Annotated in this window: 24 protein-coding genes; 10 read left to right on the top strand and 14 right to left on the bottom strand. The window is 67.3% G+C overall.

What is annotated here, in order from left to right:
* Positions 1-133 precede the first annotated feature (133 nt).
* Complete coding sequence (locus ASE28_RS00770; protein ID WP_057263819.1) at positions 134-1,066, bottom strand: LysR family transcriptional regulator; 933 nt, start codon at positions 1,064-1,066, stop codon at positions 134-136.
* 134 nt (positions 1,067-1,200) lie between these two features.
* On the opposite strand from ASE28_RS00770, the gene ASE28_RS00765 reads away from it, so the two are divergent.
* From ASE28_RS00765 to ASE28_RS00755, 3 genes are read left to right on the top strand one after another with little or no spacing between them, the layout of a single operon-like run.
* The gene (locus tag ASE28_RS00765) at positions 1,201-2,187 is read left to right on the top strand and encodes a tripartite tricarboxylate transporter substrate binding protein (protein ID WP_057263817.1); all 987 of its coding nucleotides are present in this window, start codon (positions 1,201-1,203) and stop codon (positions 2,185-2,187) included.
* A gap of 16 nt (positions 2,188-2,203) precedes the next feature.
* Entirely contained in the window at positions 2,204-3,385 is a 1,182-nt protein-coding gene (locus ASE28_RS00760; protein ID WP_057263815.1) for a CaiB/BaiF CoA-transferase family protein, read from the top strand.
* Positions 3,385-4,260: a CoA ester lyase gene (locus ASE28_RS00755; RefSeq protein WP_057263813.1), complete on the top strand. Its 876-nt coding sequence runs from the start codon at positions 3,385-3,387 to the stop codon at positions 4,258-4,260. Before ASE28_RS00760 ends, ASE28_RS00755 begins: the two co-directional genes overlap by 1 nt.
* Here the strand turns inward: ASE28_RS00755 and ASE28_RS00750 are convergent.
* Positions 4,242-5,375 (bottom strand): GGDEF domain-containing protein, encoded by a 1,134-nt coding sequence (locus ASE28_RS00750; protein WP_235516006.1) that lies wholly within the window; start codon positions 5,373-5,375, stop codon positions 4,242-4,244. The genes ASE28_RS00755 and ASE28_RS00750 overlap by 19 nt on opposite strands.
* A 265-nt stretch (positions 5,376-5,640) precedes the next feature.
* Here ASE28_RS00750 and ASE28_RS00745 point away from each other — a divergent pair, with 265 nt between their 5' ends.
* The 6 genes from ASE28_RS00745 (at position 5,641) to ASE28_RS00720 (ending at position 11,632) form a co-directional block, all read left to right on the top strand.
* A complete protein-coding gene (locus ASE28_RS00745) occupies positions 5,641-6,741 on the top strand; it encodes an ABC transporter ATP-binding protein (protein ID WP_057263809.1) in 1,101 nt (366 codons plus the stop codon).
* A 66-nt stretch (positions 6,742-6,807) separates the two neighbouring features.
* Positions 6,808-8,100, top strand: coding sequence for a PotD/PotF family extracellular solute-binding protein (locus tag ASE28_RS00740; RefSeq protein ID WP_057263808.1), 1,293 nt, complete (start codon positions 6,808-6,810; stop codon positions 8,098-8,100).
* 100 nt (positions 8,101-8,200) lie between these two features.
* Positions 8,201-9,115, top strand: coding sequence for an ABC transporter permease (locus ASE28_RS00735; protein ID WP_057263806.1), 915 nt, complete (start codon positions 8,201-8,203; stop codon positions 9,113-9,115).
* A gap of 37 nt (positions 9,116-9,152) precedes the next feature.
* The gene (locus ASE28_RS00730) at positions 9,153-10,046 is read left to right on the top strand and encodes an ABC transporter permease (protein ID WP_057263804.1); all 894 of its coding nucleotides are present in this window, start codon (positions 9,153-9,155) and stop codon (positions 10,044-10,046) included.
* Positions 10,047-10,067: 21 nt separating this feature from the next.
* Positions 10,068-10,880, top strand: coding sequence for a GntR family transcriptional regulator (locus ASE28_RS00725; RefSeq protein WP_057263802.1), 813 nt, complete (start codon positions 10,068-10,070; stop codon positions 10,878-10,880).
* Between the two features lie 5 nt (positions 10,881-10,885).
* Positions 10,886-11,632, top strand: coding sequence for an aspartate/glutamate racemase family protein (locus tag ASE28_RS00720; protein WP_057263800.1), 747 nt, complete (start codon positions 10,886-10,888; stop codon positions 11,630-11,632).
* A gap of 15 nt (positions 11,633-11,647) precedes the next feature.
* Here the strand turns inward: ASE28_RS00720 and ASE28_RS00715 are convergent, their stop codons facing one another.
* The 12 genes from ASE28_RS00715 to ASE28_RS00660 form a co-directional block, all read right to left on the bottom strand.
* On the bottom strand, positions 11,648-12,568 hold the full coding sequence (locus ASE28_RS00715; RefSeq protein WP_057263798.1) for a dioxygenase: 921 nt from the start codon (positions 12,566-12,568) through the stop codon (positions 11,648-11,650).
* A 42-nt stretch (positions 12,569-12,610) separates the two neighbouring features.
* A complete protein-coding gene (locus tag ASE28_RS00710) occupies positions 12,611-13,666 on the bottom strand; it encodes an NADH:ubiquinone reductase (Na(+)-transporting) subunit F (protein WP_057264327.1) in 1,056 nt (351 codons plus the stop codon).
* Positions 13,667-13,676: 10 nt separating this feature from the next.
* Positions 13,677-14,039, bottom strand: a complete 363-nt coding sequence (locus ASE28_RS00705; protein WP_057263796.1) for a phenol hydroxylase subunit P4 — start codon at positions 14,037-14,039, stop codon at positions 13,677-13,679.
* Positions 14,040-14,065: 26 nt separating this feature from the next.
* Positions 14,066-15,664 carry an aromatic/alkene/methane monooxygenase hydroxylase/oxygenase subunit alpha gene (locus ASE28_RS00700; protein WP_057263795.1) on the bottom strand — a complete coding sequence of 533 codons (1,599 nt, stop codon included), beginning with the start codon at positions 15,662-15,664 and terminating at the stop codon, positions 14,066-14,068.
* A gap of 43 nt (positions 15,665-15,707) precedes the next feature.
* Positions 15,708-16,025, bottom strand: coding sequence for an MmoB/DmpM family protein (locus tag ASE28_RS00695; protein WP_057263792.1), 318 nt, complete (start codon positions 16,023-16,025; stop codon positions 15,708-15,710).
* 21 nt (positions 16,026-16,046) lie between these two features.
* Positions 16,047-17,048: an aromatic/alkene monooxygenase hydroxylase subunit beta gene (locus tag ASE28_RS00690; RefSeq protein ID WP_057263790.1), complete on the bottom strand. Its 1,002-nt coding sequence runs from the start codon at positions 17,046-17,048 to the stop codon at positions 16,047-16,049.
* A gap of 42 nt (positions 17,049-17,090) precedes the next feature.
* Positions 17,091-17,369 (bottom strand): phenol hydroxylase subunit, encoded by a 279-nt coding sequence (locus tag ASE28_RS00685; protein ID WP_082607801.1) that lies wholly within the window; start codon positions 17,367-17,369, stop codon positions 17,091-17,093.
* Positions 17,370-17,648: 279 nt separating this feature from the next.
* Positions 17,649-19,298 carry a sigma-54-dependent Fis family transcriptional regulator gene (locus tag ASE28_RS00680; RefSeq protein WP_057263788.1) on the bottom strand — a complete coding sequence of 550 codons (1,650 nt, stop codon included), beginning with the start codon at positions 19,296-19,298 and terminating at the stop codon, positions 17,649-17,651.
* Positions 19,299-19,482: 184 nt separating this feature from the next.
* Positions 19,483-20,403 carry a dioxygenase gene (locus ASE28_RS00675; protein WP_057263786.1) on the bottom strand — a complete coding sequence of 307 codons (921 nt, stop codon included), beginning with the start codon at positions 20,401-20,403 and terminating at the stop codon, positions 19,483-19,485.
* 54 nt (positions 20,404-20,457) lie between these two features.
* A complete protein-coding gene (locus tag ASE28_RS00670) occupies positions 20,458-21,444 on the bottom strand; it encodes a tripartite tricarboxylate transporter substrate binding protein (RefSeq protein ID WP_157421792.1) in 987 nt (328 codons plus the stop codon).
* Between the two features lie 34 nt (positions 21,445-21,478).
* The gene (gene catC / locus ASE28_RS00665) at positions 21,479-21,754 is read right to left on the bottom strand and encodes a muconolactone Delta-isomerase (RefSeq protein WP_057263782.1); all 276 of its coding nucleotides are present in this window, start codon (positions 21,752-21,754) and stop codon (positions 21,479-21,481) included.
* A 20-nt stretch (positions 21,755-21,774) separates the two neighbouring features.
* Positions 21,775-22,968: a muconate cycloisomerase family protein gene (locus tag ASE28_RS00660; protein WP_057263780.1), complete on the bottom strand. Its 1,194-nt coding sequence runs from the start codon at positions 22,966-22,968 to the stop codon at positions 21,775-21,777.
* A 142-nt stretch (positions 22,969-23,110) separates the two neighbouring features.
* Between ASE28_RS00660 and cynR the strand changes: the two genes are divergently transcribed.
* Positions 23,111-23,977, top strand: coding sequence for a transcriptional regulator CynR (gene cynR, locus ASE28_RS00655; protein WP_057264323.1), 867 nt, complete (start codon positions 23,111-23,113; stop codon positions 23,975-23,977).
* Positions 23,978-24,007: the final 30 nt, after the last annotated feature.

The following is a 24,007-nucleotide window of genomic DNA, read 5'->3' as shown; positions in this document are numbered from 1 at the left end:
CGCGGCAATATCACCGTCTGCCCTGAAGGCTAGGGATGTGAAGCTGTCAATCTGCTTTCAGGGTTGGCGCGTGCCAGGGTCAGAAAGCGATCTGAAAGCCGCCGTGGTCCATCATCGCGCGCGCCAACGGTTGTCAGGAGCGCCGCTTGCGTAGCTTGGGCGCAGGTGCCAGCGGCTTCTGGTGGTGCGCACACAGCAGGTCGATCAGCGACTGCGCATACGCCGGCATGCGCGCTTCCTCGCGCACCAGGATGTAGCGCTCGCGCACGCTCCAGGCGTCTTCCAGGTCGATCTGCACCAGGCCCATGGGGGCGAGGTAGCGCCGGGCGGCGCTCTCGGGCACGATGCCGATGCCCACGCCGGCACCGATCATGCGGCACATGGCGTCGAAGCTGGACAGCTGCACGCGCAGCTTCTGCGGCTGGCCCAGTTGCTCGGTCACCTGGGCCAGGAAGGTCTGCAGCGTGCTGGCCGGGTGCATGCCCACCATGGGCTCGTCCAGCGTTTCGGAGAAGGCCATGCGCCGGCGCCGCGCAAAACGGTGGCCACGCGGCACCACCAGCGCCAGCCGGTCGGTGCTGAAGTGGATGGCGGTGAGGCCCAGCGTGTCCACCTGGCCGGCGACGATGCCGATGTCGGCGCGCCCGTCGAGCACACCGCGCGGGATCTCGGCGTTCGGTTTTTCCTGAAGCTCCACGTTCACGCGCGGATTGGCCGCGAGGAAGGCGGGCAGGATCTCGGGCATGAAGTCCGTCACCGCCGTGGTGTTGGCGAACACCCGCACATGGCCGCGCAGGCCGCCGCTGTACTCCTGCAGGTCGGCGCGCAACTGCTCGGTCTGGCGCAGTACGCCGCGTGCATGGTGCAAAAAGGCCTCGCCCGCCGGCGTGGGGCGCATGCCGCGCGCTTCGCGGTACAGGAGCGGCATGCCCGCCTGCTGCTCCAGTGCCTTGATGCGCGCACTGGCCGCCGCCAGCGACAGGTGGCGTGCGGCGGCGGCCCGCGAGAGGGCGCCTTGCTCGGCTGTGAGCACGAACAGGCGCAGGTCGGTCAGGTCGAATTGCATGGCCGCATGTTACTGCCGCAGGTGCCAGGTTTCGGTTCTGGCGAAGGCTTGGTTCTGAAATGCGTGATTGTGCGCAGGCGCCGGGGCGGCGAACATCCGTGCTCGTTCGAGAACACGCCAAGGAGACAAACCGCATGAACTTCGCCACGCCCAGCGCCATCGCGCGCCGCACCGCCCTTGCTGCCCTGCTGGCCGCACCCCTGTGGGCAGCGGCCCAGGCCAGCTACCCCAGCCGCCCCATCGTGATGGTCGTTCCCCAGGCTGCAGGCGGCACCAACGACATCGTGGGCCGCCTGGTGAGCCAGAAGCTGGGCGAAGTGCTGGGTGGCGCCACCGTGGTGGAGAACCGGCCCGGTGCGGGCGGCAATATCGGCACGCAGTATGTGGCGAAAGCCCCGAAGGACGGCTACACGCTGCTCATGACCATCAGCAGCAGCCAGGCCATCAACCCGGCGCTGTTCAAGAACCCTGGGTTCGATCCGGTCAAGGACTTCAAGCCCGTGGGCCTGATCGGTGCCGTGCCCAACGTGCTGCTGGTGAACCCGTCCTTCCCCGCGCGCAACATGGCCGAGCTGGTGGCGTTGGCCAAGGCCAAGCCGGGCCACTACCAGTACGCCTCGGCCGGCAATGGCACGCTCAACCACCTGCTTGGTGAAATGCTCAACAGCATGGCCGGCATCCAGCTGCAGCATGTGCCCTACAAGGGCGTGGCCCCGGCCATCAACGACGTGCTGGGCGGCCAGTTGCCCATGGTGTTCGCCAGCATGCCCTCGGCGCTGTCGCACATCAAGGCCGGCAAGCTGCGCGCCCTGGCCGTGAGCGGCGCCACGCGCTCGCCCGTGCTGCCCGAGGTACCCACCATCGCCGAAACGGTGGCCGGTTACAACGGCACGCTGTGGATCGGGCTGTTCGCGCCCGCAGGCTTGCCCGCCGACATCCAGGCCAAACTGCAGGACGGCATGGCCACGGGCATGGCCGCGAAGGACCTGCGCGAGCGCCTGGAGGCGCAGGGCGTGGAGATCGCGCCCAAGACCACGCCCGAGCAATTTGCCGCGCTGCTGCAGGAGGACCTGGCCAAGTGGGCCAAGGTGGTCAAGACCTCCGGCGCGACAGTCGACTGAGCACGGGAGCCAGCCAATGACCCGCCCCCTGGACCACATCACCGTGGTGTCGCTCGAGCATGCGATCGCCGCCCCGTTCTGCACCCGCCAGTTGGCCGACCTGGGCGCCCGCGTGATCAAGGTCGAGCGCCCCGGCGGCGGCGACTTTGCGCGCGACTACGACACAAGGGCGGAGGGCATGGCCTCGCACTTCGTCTGGGTCAACCGCTCCAAGGAAAGCCTCACGCTCGACCTCAAGCAGCCTGAAGCACTGGCGGTGCTGTGGGAGCTGCTGGCCAGTGCCGATGTGCTGGTGCAGAACCTCGCGCCCGGCGCCACTGCGCGCATGGGCCTGTCGTGGGATGCGCTGAGCGCCCACAACCCGCGCCTCATCGTCTGCGATATCTCGGGCTATGGCGGCGATGGCCCCTACCGAGACAAGAAGGCGTATGACCTGCTGATCCAGAGCGAGGCGGGCTACCTGTCGGTAACCGGCACGCCCGAGGAGCCCTGCAAGTCGGGCAACTCCATCGCCGACATCGCGGCCGGCATGTATGCCTACACCGGCGTGCTGGCTGCGCTGATGCAGCGCGAGAAGACGGGGCAGGGCTCGCGCATCGATGTCTCCATGCTCGAATCGCTGGCCGAGTGGATGGGCTTTCCGATGTACTACGCCTACGGCGGAGCCACGCCGCCGCCGCGCAATGCCGCATCGCATGCCACCATCTACCCCTACGGCCCCTTTCTGGCCGGCGATGGCGGCACGGTGATGCTGGGCCTGCAGAACGAGCGGGAGTGGAAGCTGTTCTGCGAGCATGTGCTGCTGCAACCGCCGCTGGCAGCCGACCCGCGCTTTGACAGCAATGCCCGGCGTAACGCGCACCGGGCCGAACTCAAGGCCCTGATCCTCGCCGTGTTCGGCACGCTCACGGCCGCGCAGGTCATCGAGCGGCTGGAAGCGGCGCGCATTGCCAACGCGCGCATGAACACCATGGCCGAGGTCTGGGCGCACCCGCAGTTGCAGGCACGCGGCCGCGTGCAGCAGGTGGGCACGCCCGAAGGGCCACTCGACGCTTTGCTGCCACCCGGGGCACACAGCAGCTTCGACTACCGCATGGACCCGATACCCGCCGTGGGCGAGCACACCGAGGCCATCCTGCGCTCTCTGGGCCGTGGCGACGGGCACTTGGCGGCGCTGCGCGCCAGCAAGGCGATCTGATGGCAGTGCCTTCCACCCACCAGGCAATAGCTCGCGCGACGACCTTCCTCTTCGTTCCTGCCACTCGGCCCGAGCGCATCGCCAAGGCCCTGGCCAGCGGCGCAGGTGCGGTGGTCGTGGACCTGGAGGACGCAGTGGCGCCTGGCGAGAAGGCGGCCGCGCGCACGGCCTTGCTGGCCGCCGTGAAGGCTTTGGAGCCAGCGCAGCGTGCGCGCCTGCTGGTGCGCACCAATGCCGCCGACACGCCGTGGCATGCCGACGATGTGGTGGCCGTGGCCGCCTGCGTGGCCCAGGGCCTGGCCGGTGCCATGCTGGCCAAGGCCGAGTCGGCAGCGGAGCTGGGGGCCTTGGCCCGGGCGCTGGGGCCCCAGGGCCTGCTGGTGCCGCTGGTCGAGTCGAATGCGGGGCTGGATGCGCTGGATGCACTGGCGCAGGCGCCGCAGGTGGTGCGGCTGGCGTTTGGCCACCTCGACTTCCAGGTGGACTTGGGGCTGGAATGCGCTGCCGACGAGGCCGAGCTGCTGCCCGTGCGCCTGGCGCTGGTGCGCGCCTCGCGCCGCGCCGGGCTGGCCGCGCCGGTGGATGGTGTGACCACGGCCACCGACGACCTGGCGCGCCTGGCCGAGGACACGGCGCGCAGCCGGCGCATGGGCTTTGGCGGCAAGCTGTGCATTCACCCTGCGCAGGTGGCGCCTGTGCAGGCCGCCTTTGCGCCCGACCCTGCCGCGCTCGCGTGGGCGCGCCGCGTGCTGGACGAAGCGCCTGCGCATGGCGGGGCGGTGTTCCGGCTCGACGGCCGCATGGTCGACGCGCCGGTGTTGGCGCTGGCGGCGCGCCTGCTGGCCCGCGCAGGGGATCAGCCGACGGCAGTCTGATTGCGCCCCTGTGCCTTGGCTTGGTAAAGCGCCTGGTCGGCGCGCGTGAGCATGGCGTCCAGCGTGTCGCCGGGGCCGCTCCATTGCGTCAGGCCGATGCTCACCCGGCAATCGAGCGGGTGGCCTACGGCCAGCGTGGCGTGGATGCGCCGGGCCACGTTGAGCGCTGCGACGGCATCGGTGCCGGGCAGCACCACCATGAACTCTTCGCCGCCATAGCGGCCCATGCGGTCGGGCGTGCGCAGCACGGACAGGGTGCGCTGCACGAAGTGGACCAGCACCGCATCGCCATGCTGGTGGCCGCAGCTGTCGTTCACGGCCTTGAAATGGTCCAGGTCCAGCATCATCAGCGAGGGGCCGCCGCCGTAGCGGCGCGCGCGCTCCAGTTCTTCTTCACAGCGCTGCAGCAGCGCGCGCCGGTTGAGCGCCGGGGTCAGCGAGTCGTGTGTGGCCAGGTGTTCGAGTTCGGTGCGCAGCCGGTCGGTGGCCATGAGCAGCGCGCCGATGGAGAGCATGAGCACCGTGAGCGCGTAGGCGCCGATGTACAGGTTCTGGTAGACCGATGGTTCCATGAGGTTGTCGCCCGCGAACCCCGCGAAGATGGAGCCAAGCCGCACCAGCAGCACCGTGAGGTGCAGCACCAGCACCACCTCCACCAGCCGCACGGGGAAGTTGCTGCCCCCGTGGCGCAATAGAAAGCGCAACTGGGCGCCGTAGATGCAGGACATCACCAGCGTGAAGAAGGAGAGCCGCACGCTGTAGTTGGGCCAGCCGAAGGACAGCCAGGTGAAAACCCCGAAGCACACGGCCAGCACCCCGCCCCAGATGCGCCAGGTGTGCGCATGCCCCAGAAACGCGCGGGTACCCATGTAGTAGGTGATGGTGCCCAGCACCAGCAGCATGTTGGCCCCCACCAGACTCATCCAGTCGGGCAGCAGGCCGCGCGCGCTGAAGAGGGCGGTGGATGCCAGCCAGAACACCGGCGCCGCCGCCCACGAGCCGATGCCCCGGATGTGGGCCGGGTAATAGCGCCGCATGCAGGCCAGCACGATGGCCATCAGGGCGGACATGAATCCCGCCAGGGCGATCATGGAGCGAGGGTCGAGATTCGTCATCCTGCAGTACTGCGGTGGGACGGGGGGCGCCTCGTAAAGAAATGTTTCTGCGACTGGCCAGTATAGCCAGCGACCGGGCAGCATGGGCCTTTGTCCAGTGTGCGCAGATGGTGCCGAATGGCGTATGTGGCCGGAGCGCGACGTTCGTTTTTGGTGCCGCAAGCCCCTGGCAGGCGAGGTTGCGCACGATGTCGGTGCATTTTGTATACAAACTGCCAGAAACATTGTGCGCAAAAGCTGGCACGTGGATTGCGTAGACCCTGGCATGCAAGACACCACGCCTGCCCAGCCCCCGGCCGCCATCGAGATCGTGGCGCTCACCAAGCGCTACGCCAGCGGCAAGCCCGCCGTGGACGCCATCGACCTGCGTATCGCCAGCGGCAGCTACTGCTGCCTGCTGGGCCCTTCGGGCTGCGGCAAGAGCACCACGCTGCGCATGATCGCCGGGCACGAATCAGTGACCAGCGGCGACATATTGCTCGAAAACCGCAACATCACCGACCTGCCCGCCGCCGCGCGCGGCACGGCCATGATGTTCCAGAGCTTCGCGCTGTTCCCGCACCTTTCGGCTCTGGACAACGTGGCCTTCAGCCTCAAGATGAAGGGCGTGGCCAAGGCCGAGCGCCAGGCCAAGGCGCGGGATCTGCTGGAGCGCGTGGCCATGGGCCACCTGGCCGAGCGCAAGCCGGCCGAGCTCTCGGGCGGGCAGCAGCAGCGCGTGGCGCTGGCCCGCGCCCTGATCACCCAGCCGCGCGTGCTGCTGCTCGATGAGCCCTTGTCGGCGCTGGACCCCTTCTTGCGCATCCAGATGCGTGCCGAGTTGCGCCGCTGGCAAAAGGAGTTGGGCCTGACCTTCATCCATGTGACCCACTCGCAGGAAGAGGCCATGGCCCTGGCCGACACCATGGTGGTGATGAACCACGGCGTGATCGAGCAGGTGGGCTCACCGCACGAGGTCTACAACCGGCCCGCCAGCGAGTTCGTGGCGCGCTTCATGGGCGGCCACAACGTGATCGATACGGAGGGTGGCAAGGTCGGCGTGCGTACTGACCACCTGCAGGTGCTGCCGCAGGGCACGCCGCTGCCCTGGGGCGCCCTGCACATGCAGGCCGTGGTGACTGACGTGGAGTACCAGGGCACCTACGTGCTGCTGGGCCTGCAAAAGCAGGGCGTGGCCCTGTCGGCGAATGCCACGGCGGCGTATTCGGTGATGGTCTCCGAAGCCGCTTTTGCCGCACAGCCCTATGCGGTGGGGCAGGCGGTGCAGTTGCATTGGACGCCCGAGCAGGCCCATCCCCTCTCCCCGCAGGCGGCACCTGTGCCCGCGCCCGTGGCGACGGTTAATGCCCAGGCCGTGCCTGCCTGAGTTTTTCTCATTCTTTCGTTGTCCGCTGTTTCCACCCCTCCACTTTGTAAACCAAGGAGCTCTCCCATGTCCGACGACTCTCGTGCCGATTCCCCCGCTGTTGCCTCTGACGCCACCGGCGTGCAGCGCCGCTCGCTGCTCAAGGGCACGGCGGGCATCCTGGCCGCTGGCGTGTTCCCGGCCGTCCATTCGCAGGAAAAGATCGTGCTGCGCTACCTGGGCACGGCCGTGAACCAGGACAAGGCGATTGCCGAGAAGTTCAAGGCCGACACCGGCATCGAGATCCAGTACGTGGCCGTGACCACCGACGACGTGACCAAGCGCGCCGTGACCGCGCCCAACAGCTTCGACCTGATCGACACCGAATACTTCTCGCTCAAGAAGATCGTGCCCACCGGCAACCTCAAGGGCATCGACACCAAGCGCATCAAGAACGCCGACAAGATCACCACGCTGTTCACCAACGGCATGGTGGCCGGCAAGGCCGTGGGCGACCAGGGCACCGCGCCCAAGAAGGTGATCTACCTGGAGGGCGAGAAGTCCAAGAAGTTCGCGACGGCGCCCACGCAGTTCATGTCGCTGATCCCCACCGTGTACAACGCCGACACGCTGGGCATTCGCCCCGACCTGATCAAGCGCCCCATCAACTCCTGGGCCGAGCTGCTCAACCCCGAGTTCAAGGGCAAGACCGCGATCCTGAACATCCCCTCCATCGGCATCATGGACGCCGCCATGGTGGTCGAGGCCATGGGTATCTACAAGTACCCCGACAAGGGCAACATGACCAAGAAGGAGATCGATCTCACGATCAAGACCCTGATCGAGGCCAAGAAGCAGGGCCAGTTCCGCGCGCTGTGGAAGGACTTCAACGAGTCGGTGAACCTGATGGCATCGGGCGAAGTGGTGATCCAGTCGATGTGGAGCCCGGCCGTCACGGCCGTGCGCACCAAGGGTATTGCCTGCAACTTCCAGCCCCTGAAGGAAGGCTACCGCGCCTGGGCCGCCGGCTTCGGCCTGCCGGCCACGCTGTCGGGTCGCAAGCTCGACGGCGCGTACGAGTTCATCAACTGGTTCCTCGATGGCTGGGCCGGTGCCTACCTGAACCGCCAGGGCTACTACAGCGCCGTGCTGGAGACCGCCAAGTCCAAGATGGAAGCCTACGAGTGGGCCTACTGGATGGAAGGCAAGCCCGCCACGCAGGACATCAAGAGCCCCAATGGTGACGTGCTGGCCAAGACCGGCGCGGTGCGCGACGGCGGCAGCTACGAGTCGCGCATGGGCGGCATCGCCTGCTGGAACGCACTGATGGACGAAAACAACTACATGGTCCAGAAATGGAATGAATTTGTAGCTGCATAAGAGGGGCCGTCACGCCCGCCAGGGCGTGCCCCGCTGCCCCGAGCGGGGGCGGCATGCCCTGCGCGCGGCGCAGGGCTTTCACAGGTTATTCCAAGACACCATGAGCACCACCACCACACCGTCTCTGCCATCGAGCGCCGCCCCCGGGCGCGGCATTGCCGCCTGGTGGCAGGCCGCGCCGTTCACGCTGGTGTTCGCGCTGTTCTTCCTCATTCCGCTGGCGCTGATCGTGATGGTCAGCTTCTGGGATTTCAACGAGTACGAGCTCTTGCCCGGCTTCACGTTCAAGAACTACATCTCGATCTTTGCGGGCTGTGGCGATGCGTCGGAGGGCCTGTGCGTCACGCTCAAGACGTATTACTCTACGCTCAAGTTCAGTTTTCTCGTGTGGCTGATCACGCTGGTGATCGGCTTCACCGTGGCCTATTTCCTGGCCTTCCACATTCGCTCCTCGGGCATGCAGACGCTGCTGTTCGTGCTGTGCACCATTCCGTTCTGGACCTCCAACGTGATCCGCATGATCTCGTGGGTGCCGCTCCTGGGGCGCAATGGCCTGGTGAACCAGAGCCTGATCAGCATGGGCATGGTCGATCAGCCCATCGAGTGGCTGCTGTTCTCGGACTTCTCGGTGGTGCTGGCCTTCGTGCACCTGTACACCATGTTCATGATCGTGCCCATCTTCAATAGCATGATGCGCATCGACCGCAGCCTCATCGAGGCGGCCAGCGACAGCGGCGCCAGCGGCTGGCAGACGCTGTGGAACGTGATCGTCCCGCTCTCGCGCACCGGCATCATCATCGGCTCGATCTTCGTGATCACCATCATCATGGGCGACTTTGTCACCATCGGCGTGATGGGCGGGCAGCAGATCGCCTCCATCGGCAAGATCATCCAGGTGCAGACCTCGTACCTGCAGTTCCCCCTGGCTGCAGCCAATGCCGTGATTCTGCTGGCGGTGGTGCTGATGATCATCTGGGGCCTCACGCGCCTGGTCGACATCCGCAAAGAGCTGTGAACCCCCACGCTGCCGACAACCTCCACAGGACACCCGCATGAAAGCCCGCATCCGCGAATCCCGCCCCGCCAGCTTCTGGCTGCTGGCCATCGTGTTCAGCCTGTTCGTGCTGTTCATGTACGGGCCCATGTTCGTCATCTTCATCCTGAGCTTCCAGGGCCCCGAGGGCGGGCTGACCTTCCCCATGCGCGGCGTCTCGTTGCACTGGTTCTACAAGCTGGCCGAGGGGCTGGGCGTGGTGGACATCGGCGCGGCGCTGTGGCGCTCGCTCGGCCTGGGCGTGGCGGTGATGCTGTGCACGGTGGTGCTGTCGGTGCTGGCCGGCCTGGCCTTTCGCAAGCGGCTGGCGGGGGGCAACACGCTGTTCTTCATCGTGGTGGCCAGCCTGATCATGCCGTCCATCATCGTCTCGCTGGGCATCGGGCTGGAGTTCCGGCTCATCGACAACGGCATCAAGGCCGCCCTCGAATGGCTGGGCATGGAAAGCACGCTGGAGGGCTACGGCACCTCGCTGGGCCTGTTCACCTCGGCCCTGGGCGCGCACCTGACCTGGACCTTGCCGTTCGGCCTGCTCATCATGTTCGCGGTGTTCAACCGCTTCAACCCGGCGTATGAAGAAGCCGCGCGTGACCTGGGCGCCACCCCCTGGCAGGGCTTTGCCCACGTGGTGCTACCGCTGATCGCGCCCTCGGTGGTGGGCATCGGCATGTTCGGCTTCACCCTGAGCTGGGACGAGATCGCCCGCACCTCGCAGGCCATCGGCGACGTGAACACGCTGCCGCTGGAGCTGCAGGGCCTGACCAGCACGGTGACCACGCCGTCCATCTACGCGCTGGGTACGCTGACCACCGTGGTGTCGTTCGTGGTCATGGGCATCACGCTGGCGCTGGTGTGGGCGCTGGGCCAGCGCAAGAAAGGTCGGGCCGGCTGAGCCGCACGCCATGAGACTTCCATGCGCATCCGTGCCGACGATTCCGTCATGACCGCCGCCCCCAAGCCCCGGCGCCGTGCTGTTGCGGCCACATCCCCCGAGCCCGCCGACCTGCCTGCCGACAGTGCTGCAGCCACGGGCGGCCTGCTCAGCGACAACGATATGTACGAGCGCATGGTCTCGGCCATCCTCGACCACCGCCTGCCGCCGGGCACCAAGCTGGTGGAGGACAAGCTGGCGGCCGCCTTCGGCGTGTCGCGCACGCGCGTGCGGCCGGTGCTGGTGCGCCTGGCCAACGAGCAGGTGGTCACGCTCACGCCCAACCGCGGCGCCTCCATCGCCCAGCCCACGCCCGAGGAGGCGCTCGAAGTCTTCGAGGCCCGCCGCCTGCTGGAGCCGCGCCTGGTGGAGCTGTTCATCGCCAACGCGACGGATGCGCACATCGCCGCGCTGCGCACCTGCATCGACGATGAGGAGGCCGCCCGCGCCAGCGGCGACATGCGCCGCGCCATTCGCCTGTCGGGCGACTTCCACCTGCACATCGCGCAGGCCGCAGGCCACCAGACGCTGGGGCGCATACTGCGCGAGCTGGTTTCGCGCACCTCGCTGATCCTCATGACTTACAGCCCCAGCCATGCCCGCGAGCGCGAGGAGGCGACCGCCTGCGGCTGCCGCGAACACCGCGCGCTGATCGACGCCATCCGCCTGCGCGACCCCAAGGAGGCAGCGCGCCGCATGCTCGACCACCTGGCGCGCATCGAGTCGCAGCTGGAGTTCACCCCGCCCGCAAGCGAGGCGCCGGATCTCATGAGCCTGCTGGGAATGGCGGGCTGAACGGCATGCGCCACCTGCTGGTCATCAACCCAAATACCTCGTCCAAGGTCAGCGCCTTGCTGCAGCAGCACGTGCAGGCAGCCGCAGGATCGCATGTGGTGGTGCGCACGGCCACCGCACGTTTTGGCGCCCCCTACATCGCCTGCGAGGCCAGCTACGCCGTGGCCGCGCATGCCGCGCTCGATGCCTGGGCGCTCGACTTGTCTACCCAGTCCTCGGCACCCAGCGCTGTGCTGATCGGCTGCTTCGGCGACCCCGGCCTCATGGCCTTGCGCGAAAGCAGTCCCGTGCCTGTCACCGGCCTGGCCGAAGCTTCTTTCATCGAAGCCGCACGCCACGGCCGCTACGCCATCGTCACCGGCGGCGAGCGCTGGGGCCCCATGCTGCAGCGCCTGGCCCAGGCCCTGGGCCATGCCCATTCGCTGGCCGGCATCCACACCGTGGCCCCCACCGGCGCCCAACTCGCCGCCGACCCCGTGGCTGCGCGTGCGCTGCTGGCCCAGGCCTGCCGCGACGTGGTGCGCCAGATGGGCGTGCAGTCCGTCATCCTGGGCGGCGCGGGCCTGGCCGGCATGGCGGCGGCCGTGCAGTCCCAGGTAGGCGTGCCCGTGATCGACAGTGTGGTCGCGGGCGCCCACTGGGCCCTGCGGGCGAATGCCGTACCCCCGGAGCGCAGCGTGCCGGCGTTCGATGTGGCGTGGGAAGGGGTGTCGCAGGAGATGGCGGCGCTGGGTTTGCCACGGGGCGTGTAGCCCCGCAGCACACCGTCAGCCCGGCGTGGCCACGCGCTCCATGCGCGTGAGCGGCAGGGCCTCTTCCGCGCTGGCCGCCCTGGGCAGCACGAAGTTGAACACCGAGCGCGTGAATGGCGCGGTGATGCCCAGGGATTCGTAGCCCGCAGGCGCCACATTGCGCTCCAGCGAAACGATCAACCCGTCGCGCGTGGCAAAGGCGAAGTCATCATCGATGTAGCTGTCGCCCGGAATGTTCACCTGCGTGGTCAGCGTGCGCATGCCGGGGGCGGCCACCAGAAAGTGGATATGCGCGGGCCGCTGGCCATGGCGGCCGAGCAAGGCAAACAGCTCATGTACCGGACCCACGGGCGGGATCGCATAACCCGGTGGCAAAAAGCTGCGAAAGCGGTAGAAGCCCTTGGCATCGGTCTCGATGCGGCGGCGCAGCTCGTAGGGCTGCATGCCGGGCATGAAGTGCGAATAGCCGCCTTTCTCGTTGGCATGCCAGACGTCCACCATCGCGTGGGGAACGGGTTGGCCATCCAGGTCCAGGACCTGGCCTTCCATGATGAAGATTTCGCCCTTGGGCTCGCCCTCATCCACGCGCACCTCGACCTTGGAGGTGGGAGCGCCGGCCACGAAGAGGGGACCTTCGATGGCACGTGGGGTGCCGCCAGCGCGACCGGCGCGCTCGTCGGCTTCGTCGGCGCGGATGTCGATCAGCCGGTCAAAGCCCAGGCCTGCGGTGATCAGGCCCGCCTGGCCGGCAGCGCCCAGGCGGTTGAGCCAGCCCGTGGCGGCCCAGAACTCGTCGGGGGTCACATCGAGCTCGTCGATGGTCTTGAACAGGTCGGTGACGATGCGCTCGGTGAGCTGGCGCACGCGGGCGTTGCCCGGGGCGATCTGCCGGGTGTTGACCTGTTCGAGCAACTGGGATGGGGTGAATTCAGCCATGGGGTTGTCTCCTTGTGGGTGGGTGAAGGTGGGGGGTGGCGCTCACAGGCTCTTGAACAGCGGGCTGCGCCGTGCCGGGGCGCTGGCGTCGGCCGCGGTGAAGAACTTCTCGGTGTAGATGTCGGGCTCGAACAGGCGGCCCTGCATCAGCGTGGCGATGCAGCCTTCGATCATGGGCGGCGGCCCGCACAGGTAGGCCTTGCTGCTGCGAAAGTCGTTGCCCAGGTGCTGCTGCAGCGCCTGGTGCACGTAGCCGGTGGCGCCGGCCCAACTGGCGTCGTCGTTGGCCGACAGCACCGGCACGTAGCGGAAGTTGGCGTGCTGCACGGCCAGCGCCTCGAACAGCTCGGCACAGTACAGCTCCTGCCGGTTGCGTGCGCCGTGGAACAGGGTGATCGGGTAGCCGGCGCCTTCGGCCAGCAGATCCAGCACCATGGACTTGGGGCTCGACAGGCCGGATCCGCCTGCCACGAAGATCGCCCGGCGCGTGGCTGACTTGCGCACGAAGAAGCGGCCGAAAGGGCCGGCGAGCTCCAGGCGGTCGCCCACCTTCACCTGCCCGTGCAGCCAGGTGGTGGCGGGGCCACCCTCCACCTTGCGGATGTGCAGCTCGATCAGCGCATCGCCCGGCGCGCTGGCGATCGAGAAGGCGCGCGCGCCCTGCACCCCGGGCACCTGCAGCATCACGTACTGCCCGGCCTGGAAGTCGATGGCCCGGTCCGGCTGCAGCCACAGGCCCAGGATGGTGGGCGTGAGCATCTCCCGGCGCACCACCTGGCCGAGGAAGTCCTGCAGGGGCAGGTAACGGGCGTCGGGGTCTTCGTCCACCTCGGCCTCGATCACCAGGTCGGACTGCGGCGTGGCGCAGCAGGCCAGCACCTTGTTCTCGTCGCGCTCGAAGTCCATCAGCGCGAAGGGCGAGGCCTCGCCATGCTCGAACTCGCCGTCCAGCACCTGCACCTTGCAGGTGGCGCACAGGCCGTGGCAGCAGGCGTGCGGTATCCACACGCCGGCGCGCAGGCAGGCGTCCAGCACCGTCTGGCCCTCGGCGATCTCCACCGTCTGGCCCAGCGGCTCGATCGTGATCTGGTAGCCCATGGCCTTCACCTCACGAGCCCGAGCCCGCAATGCCGGCAAGGCCTGGCGTGCGCAGCTGGATGAAGGACTTGTGCACCAGGCCGTTGTCGGCCAGCGACAAGGCCTGGTTGGGCGTGAACGGCTTGCCCGAGTCGCGCCATTCGACCTGGCTCCAGTCGATGCGCGCAAAGTCGGGGTGGCTGCCGTAGACCCCGGGCAGCACGTCGCTCACCAGGGCGCCAAAGGGCATGGCTGCGGGCAGGGGCAGGCACACGGGCGAGCAGAACATCAGGTGGTCTTCCCAGCCGATGTAGAGCAGGCGGTTGCCGTGGAAATTCGCTTCGGCATCGGCCACCTCGCCTGTGTAGCCGGGTTGCAATGCAATGACGGGCATGTCGGGTTCTCCTCTTTTGATGGGGGTCAGGCCGCCTTGGCTGGCGCGGCAGGGGACTCACCTGCGGGCAGGTGGCTGCGGCCGGTCCAGCGCTCCCAGTTGGCGCGGTCGGGGCTGGTGTTGTATTCGCCGGTATCTGCGCTGGTATCGAGGTGGTACCAGGCCAGCACCTCGGCCAGCGGGTCGAAGCCGGGCTGGGTGGGGTCAGTGCCTTCGCGAAAGCAGTTGCCCTGGTAGATCTGGTGCACGGGCAGCCAGGCCTGCTGGAACTTCTCGGGCTCGCCGTCGAACACGTCCTTGCAGCCGTCGGAGCAGAAGTGGAACTTCATGCCGTGGTAGGTCGATTCGCGCGCCGCGATCTTGGTCGGGTTGTCCATCTCGGTGAACGCCATGGGGATCTGGCAGATCTGGCACAGCATGGGCAGGCTGTTGTTCACCCAGCGCTTGCCGGCCTTCTCCTGTTCGCGCAAATGTTCGAGGCGGGGGCGGTAGTACTGGTTGAAGGTGTTGGGGTACTTGGCGGCCAGCCAGTCCATCTCTTCGTCGTTGGGGATCCAGGTGTGGATGCCCGCAGCCTGGGTGTAGTTGTAGAAGATGCCCCAGGCCTGGTGGGTGATGTGCTCCTTCTCCAGTTTGGCCACGTCTGCGTACTTGGGCACCTTCACGCCGTAGCGCGCCAGGTCCTGGAACAGAGCGCCGCCGTTCTTCTCGAAATACATCTCCCACGCCTCGGCCCAGCTCATCACGCGCTTGGGCAGCATGTAGTCCATCATCATCCCCACCAGGGTGAGCAGGCGGTAGCCGCGCCAGAACCACTTGTCCACCCACTTCTGGATGATGGGCAGGTTGTCCGGGTCCTGCTCCAGCATGAACTTGACCACCTCCAGGCCCAGCGTCATGTGGCGCGATTCGTCCGACTGGGCCGAGAAGCCGAAGGTCACGGTGGCCATGTCGCCGTTGTAGGCCGCGCCGCTCATGAAGGGCATGAACAGCAGGTTGGTGAGCACGTACTCGAACGAGAACGAGATCGCGGTGATGAACTCGAACGGCCCCGCCGTCATCGCATCGTCGAAGTAGGACTTGGGCACCGACAGGTACCACAGCCGGTCGTGCATGTGGTGAAAGTCGTGCAGCCCGTTGAAGTACTTGTTGTAGTGGCTGATGGTGTGCACCTGCGTCTGCGCGTGGCGCAGTTCGTCGATGGACTGCATCTGCGAGGCGATGCGCGCGCCCACGCCGCGCAGCGAGCGCCCGGCCATGGCGTAGCCGCGGTGCGCCGCGTACTCCAGCGGCGACACGCCCGTCAGGAACAGCTTCAGGGTGTTGACGTAGCGCGCATCGGTGATGTTGAACTGGCCGTTGTTCTGCGCGAAGGCGTCGATGATGGCGTAGAGCTTCTTCTCCTTTTCGCCCTGGAACTTCCAGTACGCGTCCATGGTCAGGCGAAACGGGTCCTCCCATTTGTCCCAGTCGTGGATCTTGATGCCCTCGAACTGGTCGAAGGGGAACACGTCGTCCATGGACTGGTAGGTGGTGTCCCAGCCCAGGCTGCGCGTCATCAGCGCGTACTTTTCCTTGATGCCCAGGCGGCGGGCGCTGCTGGCGGTGTTGTTGTTCTGGTTCATGGTGTCTCCTGAAGGTGAAGTGGGGCAGGGCAGGGGCTGGGCGTCAGGCCGTCTCGCCGCGCGTGAGGCGAAAGGCGTCGTCCGTCTCGTCGATGTTTCCGGACAGCGAGATCAGGTTCAGGTGCAGCTCCTGCACGTCCCAGTCGCGGCCCATGCGGTCCTGCACCGAGCTGCGGTGGATGACGATCTGCCCGGGCGCGTCGATCTTCACCATGGCCGGGAACTCGGCCACGGTGGCCAGCGGGTTGTCGGCCAGGATGGCGTCGATGATCTGGCGCGTCTCGTCGTTGGTCTGCAGGGCGATGAAGACGCTGGGGCGGTCCTGCATGGCGGTAGATGCGGCCGTGGTGGTGGTGCTCATGGGGGGCTTTCGTGGGAGGGGTCAGGCGCGCAGGCCCAGCTTGGCGATGCGCGCAGCGAGGGCCTGGTCGGCCTGGGCCAGTGCGGCGGCACCCGCATCGGCGCCCAGTGCGGCACTGGCCAGCGGTGCCAGGGCGCGCAGGATCTCGGTGCGCCAGGTGCCGATCCACGCGGTGAGTTGCGCTGCGTTGGCCGGCGATTCCTCGGCAGCGGTCTTCACGGTGGCGTCCACCCAGCGGGTGGTCTCGTCGTACCAGTCGTTCATGAAGCCGGTCAGCATCGACAGGGCGTTGCCGGTGCCCGGGTTCAGGTCCGCCTCCAGGTGGCGGTAGACCAGCGGGTACAGCAGGCCGTCGAACACCAGGTTCTGCGCCACGAACACCTCGAACCAGTCCTTGGTGACGAACAGGTTCTCCATCAGGCGGCGCACGCCCTGCCAGTCGGGGGCATGCAGCCAGTCCTCCTTGGCCTGGTCGAGGGCGGCCTCGCCGTTGGTGTCCAGCATCAACCCCACTCGCGTGAGGTACTGGGCGATCCCCAGGCGGTCCATGGTGGCGAATTGGGTGGCCTGCGTGATCGCGGCGCCCCAGCCGTAGGCGGTGATGAAGCCGTTGTTCATGTTGGCGCCCCACTCGTAGTGGCGCAGCGGCACCAGCGCGGACTGGATGCGCTGGCGCGTGGCCGCGTCGAGCTGGGTGAGCAACTGGCGCTTTTCCACGAACTCGTACTGCCTGTCGGTCGCGTCCTGCTGCTTGGCGCGGGCCATCACGTACACGCCGTAGTAGAAGTGGCGCGGGTCCTTGAAGGCGTACCAGTCCTGCATCACGATGGCCGTGCGGCGCTTGTCGTACAGCGCGCGCTCGGGTTCCCACAGCGGCCGGTAGTGGAAGTTGACCTCCGGCTGCATGTCGATGGTCGCCTCCTGGTAGCGCGACGCCGGTTTGTCCGCGCCCAGACGGCGGGCAATGAATGAGAACGTCTGCCTGATCGGCTTGACGCTGGTGGTCTGGATGTCGACATGCATCGTGTTGTCTCCTGGTGCTGTGGTTGTGGGTGGGGATGTGTGTCAGTGGTCGATGCCGGGCGCGCCGAAGCGCCACTTCAGGCGCTCGTAGTCCAGCCGCGCGCCCTCTTCGGCATCGAGGTGGATGGCCTGGTGCTGCGCGCAGAAGGCGTGGAACTGGTCGAACAGCAGGACCAGCTCCACGGCCAGCTCGGGGTCGCCGATGGCGAACTCGAACGCGACGAAGCGCTGCTCCAGCGTGCCGGTCACCCGCACGTAGCAGGGCAGGCCGCCCATCTCGCTGGCCGATGCCGGTGGGGTCATGTCGTGGGTTTGGGTCATTTGTTCACTACACCAATCGAAGAGGGGCCAGGGGCCCGGACGGTGTAAGAAGGGCAATCGCTGTGCCAGCGCACGCAAGCCCTTGATTTGCATGGGGTGCGCCTGCCCAGGTGCCCTGGCGCAAGGGTTTTCCTGAAGCCTTAAATCGTCAATTGCTGCGGTGCAGCTTGATCAAATGGTGAAGTGCGCGCGTGCCTGCGGCTGCCCATGCGCGGCGGCCCCGGTGGGGCACTCTGCAGGGGGGATGGGTGAGGCTCAGGGGGCATGCCCCGGGCCGGATCAGGCCGTGGGAACGCCTTCTTTCTTCAGCCGGTAGGCCAGTTGCGGTCGGGTGATGCCCAGGATGCGCGCCGCTTGCGACAGGTTGCCACCCGCGCGCTGCAGCGCGGTCTGCAGCAGGCGCTGCTCCAGCCGGGCCAGGTCGACGTTGCGGTCCAGTACCTCGGCGCAGATGCCGTCGATGGCGTCGGTCTGCGCGCGGGTCACGGCGCCGTGCCCGTCGAGCTGCCCGCCCTGGGCCGGTGGCGCCACGCCCGACAGGTGCGATGCCTCGATGAAGCCGTTGTCCGGCGCCAGCAGCACGGCGCGCTCCATCACGTTCTCCAGCTCGCGGATATTGCCGGGCCAGGGGTGGCCCAGCACCGCGCGCATGGCCTTGTCGGTCAGGCCCAGCACCTTCTTGCGGTACAGCTCGGCGTAGCGCTCCACGAAGCGCTCCACCAGCGCCGGAATGTCGGCCGTGCGCTCGCGCAGCGGCGGTATGGTGATGGGAAAGGTGTTGAGGCGGTAGAACAGGTCGGCGCGAAAGCGCCCGGCCTGCATGGCCTGTTGCAGGTTCACGTTGGTGGCAGCGACGATGCGCGTGTCGAACGGCACGCTGTGCTCGGCGCCCAGGCGCTCCACCTCGCCGGTCTGCAGGGCGCGCAGCAGTTTCACCTGAGCGGCCAGCGGCAGGTCGCCGATCTCGTCGAGAAAGAGGGTGCCGCCGTGGGCCCGCTCAAAGCGCCCGGCCCGCGCCAGGTGGGCACCGGTGTAGGCGCCCTTTTCCACGCCGAAGAGTTCGGCCTCGATCAGCTCATGCGGTATGGCCGCACAGTTCACGGCGATGAACGGGCCCTTGGCGCGCGGCCCGTTCTCGTGCAGCCAGCGCGCAAAGACCTCCTTGCCCACGCCGGTTTCGCCCAGCAGCAGCACGGTGATGGCATTGTCGGCCGCGCGGCTGAGCAGCTCGAAGGCCTCGCGAAAACCCGGCGACACGCCCACCAGCTTGCTGTCGTAGCGCCGGCGCGCCTGCACGCTGCGCAACTGGTCCAGGCCGATCTGGTAGTCGATCAGCTGCGCGGCAAAAGGCTGGGGCTGGAAGTAGGCCACGTAGGCATCGTCGTTCCAGCGCTCTGCCACCTGGCCGACGATGCGGCACAGCGCATCGCCCTGGCTGCGGCACTCCACCTCCTTGTAGACCACGAGCTGGCCCATGAAGGTGCTGGTGTAGCCCGAGGCATAGCCGATCTGCGTCCAGCAGGCGGGGTCGTCGCCAAAGCCGAAGTCGCTGATGTTGACCTCGTCCTCCCAGGAGTTGGTCCACAGGAATTCGCCGTAGAAGTGGCCCTGCGCCAGGTTGATCTCGAGCTGCACCATCTCCACCGAGACCACACCCTCGATGGAGTGCAGTTGCGGGCCGAGCAGAAAGGCCTCCTGCGTCTTGAGGCCGGCGCGCCGCTGCTTGACGGCCAGTTCGCCATCGCGCTGGCCCGAGGCAAAGCCCATGCGGATCAGCAGGCCGCGCGCGCGCTCCACACCCAGGGAGTCGAACAGCTCCTTGCGCAGGGCGGCCAGCGCGCGGGCGTGCAGCAGCAGCATGCGCTGCTCGTCGAGCCAGATGTGGCCGGTGTCGGCGTTGAAGCGCAGCAGCGAGAGGGGATTGGCCAAGTGGGGGTCTCCAGCATTCCGCCCCCACAGCTGGGCTGGGGGGCGTATGCAAGTATCGTGCGCCATGGCGCCTGCTGGCGCCACGGGGTTTCTCCTGCGGCGCGGGTGGTGCAGGCCAGGGCCTGCACCAACGCAAAAAGGCCGCCCTCTCGCGGGGGCAGCCTGGCATGGCGCGGTTGGGGGATCAGCCCGGCGCAGCCACCCGCTCCATGCGGGTCAGCGGCAGGGCTTCGTCCTCGCTGGCGGCCCTGGGCAGTACGAAGTTGAACACCGAGCGCGTGAACGGCGCGGTGATGCCCAGTGACTCATAGCCTTTGGGCGCCACATTGCGCTCCAGCGACACGATCAGCCCGTCGCGCGTGGCAAAGGCGAAGTCATCGTCGATATAGCTGTCACCCGGGATATTGACCTGCGTGGTCAGCGTGCGCATGCCGGGCGCTGCCACCAGGAAGTGTATGTGCGCGGGGCGCTGGCCATGGCGGCCCAAGGCAGCGAAAAGTTCAGCCACGGGACCCGTGGGCGGGATGGCATAACCCGGCGGCAGAAAGCTTCGGAACCGGTAGAAGCCCTCGGCATCGGTCTCGATGCGCCGGCGCAGCTCATACGGCTGCATGCCCGGGAAGAAATGCGAGTACCCGCCTTGCTCGTTGGCATGCCAGACATCCACCATGGCGTTCGGCACAGGCTTGCCCTGCAGGTCCAACACCTGGCCCTGCATCACAAACACCTCGCCCTTGGGCTCGCCTTCGTCCACGCGCACTTCCACCTTGGACGTGGGTGCACCGGCCACGAACAGCGGGCCTTCGATGGCGCGCGGTGTGCCGCCCTCGCGGCCGGCCTTCTGGTCGGCCTCGTCCGCGCGGATGTCGAGCAGGCGGTCGAAGCCCAGGCCGGCCGTGATCAGGCCCGTCTGGCCCGCGGCACCCAGGCGCGTGAGCCAGGCCGTGGCGGCCCAGAATTCGTCGGGGGTCACGTCGAGTTCGTCTATGGTCTTGAACAGGTCGGTGACGATACGCTCGGTGAGCTGGCGCACGCGGGGGTTGCCGGGGGCGATCTTCTTGGTGTTGACCAACTCCAGCAATTGCGCCTGGGTGAGTTCTGCCATGTTTTTGTCTCCTCTGTGGGAATGGATGGGTGGAAATCGGGGGGACGGGGTCAATCAATCCAGCTTGATACCGCGCTCGGCAATCAATTTCGCCCAGCGCTCGGATTCGCGCGCCAGGTGCTTGGCGAGTTCGGTGGGCGTGGAGCCCACGGGCTCGGCGCCGATGGTCTCGAAGCGGGCCACCACGTCGGGCTGCTTCATCGCATCGCGCAGGGCGGCGTTGAGCTTGTTGACGATGGGCGCGGGCGTGCCCGCCGGCATGAACACCGCGAACCAGGGCGAAACCTCGTAGCCCGGCAGGCCGGCTTCGGCCAGGGTGGGTACGCCCGGCAGGGTGGCCGAGCGCTTGGCCGTGGTCACGCCAAGGGCGCGCAGCTTGCCCGACTGGATATGCGGTCGCGCCGAGGTGATGCTGTCGAACATGTAGTTGATCTGCCCGCCCAGCAGGTCGGCCACGGCCGGGCCGCTGCCCTTGTAGGGGATGTGCAGCATGTCGATCTGCGCCAGCGAGTTGAACACCTCGCCCGCCAGGTGGATGGAGGTGCCGTTGCCGGCCGAGCCGTAGGTGAGCTTGCCCGGCGCCTTGCGCGCGGCGGCGATCACGTCGGCGGCGGTCTTCACGTCGGGCTGGGTGGCATTGGTCACCAGCACGTTGGGCACGACGGCCAGCAGGCTCACCGGGGCGAAGTCCTTGATGGGGTCGTACGACAGCTTGCCGTACAGCGGCTTGTTGGTGGCCATGCCGATGGAGGTGATCATCAGCGTGTAGCCATCGGCCGGCTGCCTGGCCACGAACTCGGCGCCGATGTTGCCGCCCGCGCCGGCCTTGTTCTCGATCACGAAGGGCTGGCCCAGCGCCTGGCCGGCCTTCTCGCCCAGCGTGCGGGCAATCGCATCCATGGCGCCGCCGGGTGGGAAGGGCACGACCCAGCGGATGGGCTTGTTCGGCCAGTTGGCGCCTGGTGCCTGGGCCTGTGCGGCGGGCCAGGCAGCCAGCGCCATGGCGGCGGTCAGCAGCCCGAGCACTTGTTGTCGTTTCATCATCACTTGTCTCCGATTCTTCTGGGTGGGGGTGTCAGATGGCCGAGGGATGCCGTGCCAGCGGCGTCACCGAGATCTTCATGAACGGGAACAGCGGCAGCCCCTGCAGCAACTGGTGCAGCTCGTCGTTGGAGGCCACGTCGAACACGCTGTAGTTGGCGTACTCGCCCACCACGCGCCAGATGTGGGGCCAGCGGCCGTCGCGCTGCAGGTCCTGCGAATAGGCCTTTTCGCGGGCCTTGATGTCGTTGGCCTGGTCGGCGGGCAGGTCGTGGGGGATGTGCACATCCATGCGGACGAGGAACAGCATTGCGGGGTTCTCCTTCTTTCTTAAACGGTGGTGGCCTGGCGGCCCAGGTCGATGTGGATGGGCGCCTTGCCTTCGCGGGCACGGTCGAAGCGGTCGAGCTGCGCGAGCGACACTTGCACTCCAAAGCCCGGGCCGTCGGGCAGTTGCAAGGCAAAGTCGGCAATTGGCATCTGGGTTTCCACGATGTCGTCCACCAGCAGTTGCGGGCCGAACAGTTCGCAGCCATGGTGCTGGCCCGTGAGGGTGGAGAACACGTGGGCCGATGCGGCGCTGCCCAGCGAGGTTTCCAGCATGGTGCCGCCGTACCAGCCGATGTCCGCCGCCTCGGCAATCGCCGCCACCTTGCGCGTGCGCAGCAGGCCGCCGTGCTTGGCCACCTTGAGTGAGAACACGTGGCAGGCTTGGCCGCGCGCCAGGGCCATCGCGTCCTGCGGGGTGCACACGGTTTCGTCGGCCATGATCAGGGCGTCGCGTCCCAGCGCAGCGGTCAGGCCCTTCAGGGCCTCGATGTTCCAGTGGGCCACGGGCTGCTCGATCAGCGTCACGCCGGCTTCCACCAGCTGCGGCAGGTAGCGGCGCGCGGTGTTGCCGTCCCAGGCCTGGTTCACATCCACCGTCAGCGTGGCACGGCCTTGCAGGCCGCGTGCGATCTGCGTGACATGGGCCACGTCGTCGGCCGGGGTGTTGGCGCCGATCTTCATCTTGAAGATGTGGTGGCGGCGCTGCTCCAGGCGCAACTGGGCTTCCTCCCGGTCGCGCTCCACATGGCCGCTGGCCAGGGTCCAGGCCAAGGGCAGGCTGGCGTGCACCTTGCCGCCCAGCAACTGCCAGGCGGGCAGGCCCAGGGTGCGTGCCACAGCATCGATGAGGGCCATTTCCACGGCGCTCTTGGCAAAGGCATTGCCCTTGCAGGCCTTGTCCATGCGCGCCAGGGCGGCTTCGAAGCCGCCGGCTCCCTGGCCCAGAAGGGCCGGGGCCAGGTACTGGGTGATGGCGTGGTGGATGCTCTCGGGCGACTCCTCGTTCCACGAGGGGCCGCCGATGGTGGCCGCCTCGCCGAAGCCGCAGGCGCCATTGGCCAGCCACAGCTGCACGATGACCGGGCTCTGGCGGCTGATGGAGCCGAACGAGAGCTTGTGCGGGCGGATGGTGGGGATGTCCAGGATGCGCGCTTCGATGCGCTCGATGGTGAAACCACCGGGGTGGTTGTTCATGGGGGCGGGCCTTCGGTCGATGGGGGAAACATGGGTTCAAGGCGAAGCTTAGTTTTTGCCCGCCTGCAAATCCAATGATTCATTTGCAATGCATCGTTCGATATCATCGATGAATATCCGTTTCCCTCGGGAGGGTTCCACCATGGAAATCCGCCAGCTCCGCTATTTCCTCGACATCGCACGCACCGAGCACCTGACACAGTCGGCGCAGAACCTGTTCGTCACGCAGTCCACGCTGTCGCATGGCCTGCGCCAGCTGGAGCAAGAGCTGGGCGTGGCCCTGTTCGATCGGCTGGGCCGGGGGCTCAAGCTCTCGCAGGCGGGGGTGGCCTTTCGCACCTACGCGGCACGCGCGCTGCAGGAGATCGAGGCCGGCCGCATGGCGCTGGCCGACATGGGGGCGCTGCAGTCGGGTGTCCTCACCGTGGGTGTGATCCCGACCTTTTTGCACACCCTGGTGCCGGCGGCGGTGGCGGCCTTCAGCAGCGCGTACCCGGGTGTCAACGTGGTGGTGCGTGACCTGCGGGCCGGGCCCATCGAGGAGCAATTGGTGGAGGGGCAGCTCGACGTGGGAATCGCCTTTTATCCCACCGAGCGCGACGAGATCGAGACCGAGCCGCTGTTCGAGGAGCGGCTGCAGCTGGTGGTGAACCGGGCCCACCCGTTGGCGCGGCGGCGTACCCTGGCCCTGAAGGACCTGGCTGGGGTGCCGCTGGCCATGTTGCCGCGGGCGTTCACTACGCGGCGCCTGATTGATGAGAGCCTGCGGGCTGCTGGGGTGGTGCCTTTGGTTCGGGTGGAGATGGAGTCGGTGGAGGGCTTGCTTGATGTGTGCCGGTGGGGGGATCTGGCGAGCATTGCGCCTGAACGTGCTGCCTTGCAGGCGGCGGATCTGCACTCGATCAATCTGCATTCGCCGGGGATGGTGCGGCATGCGGGGATTTTGTGGCGCAAGGGGGCTTCTCGGAGTCGGGCGGCGTTGGAGTTTGCTGGTTTGTTGAGGCCTTGATTGTTGGTTTTGGTTGCTTCTGCTTTTTGG

The organism is Acidovorax sp. Root219 (assembly GCF_001428665.1).
Taxonomy (GTDB): Bacteria; Pseudomonadota; Gammaproteobacteria; order Burkholderiales; family Burkholderiaceae_C; genus Acidovorax.
The sequence above is the reverse complement of the archived record's forward strand: the minus strand, read 5'-3'. Positions and strand labels throughout refer to the sequence as shown.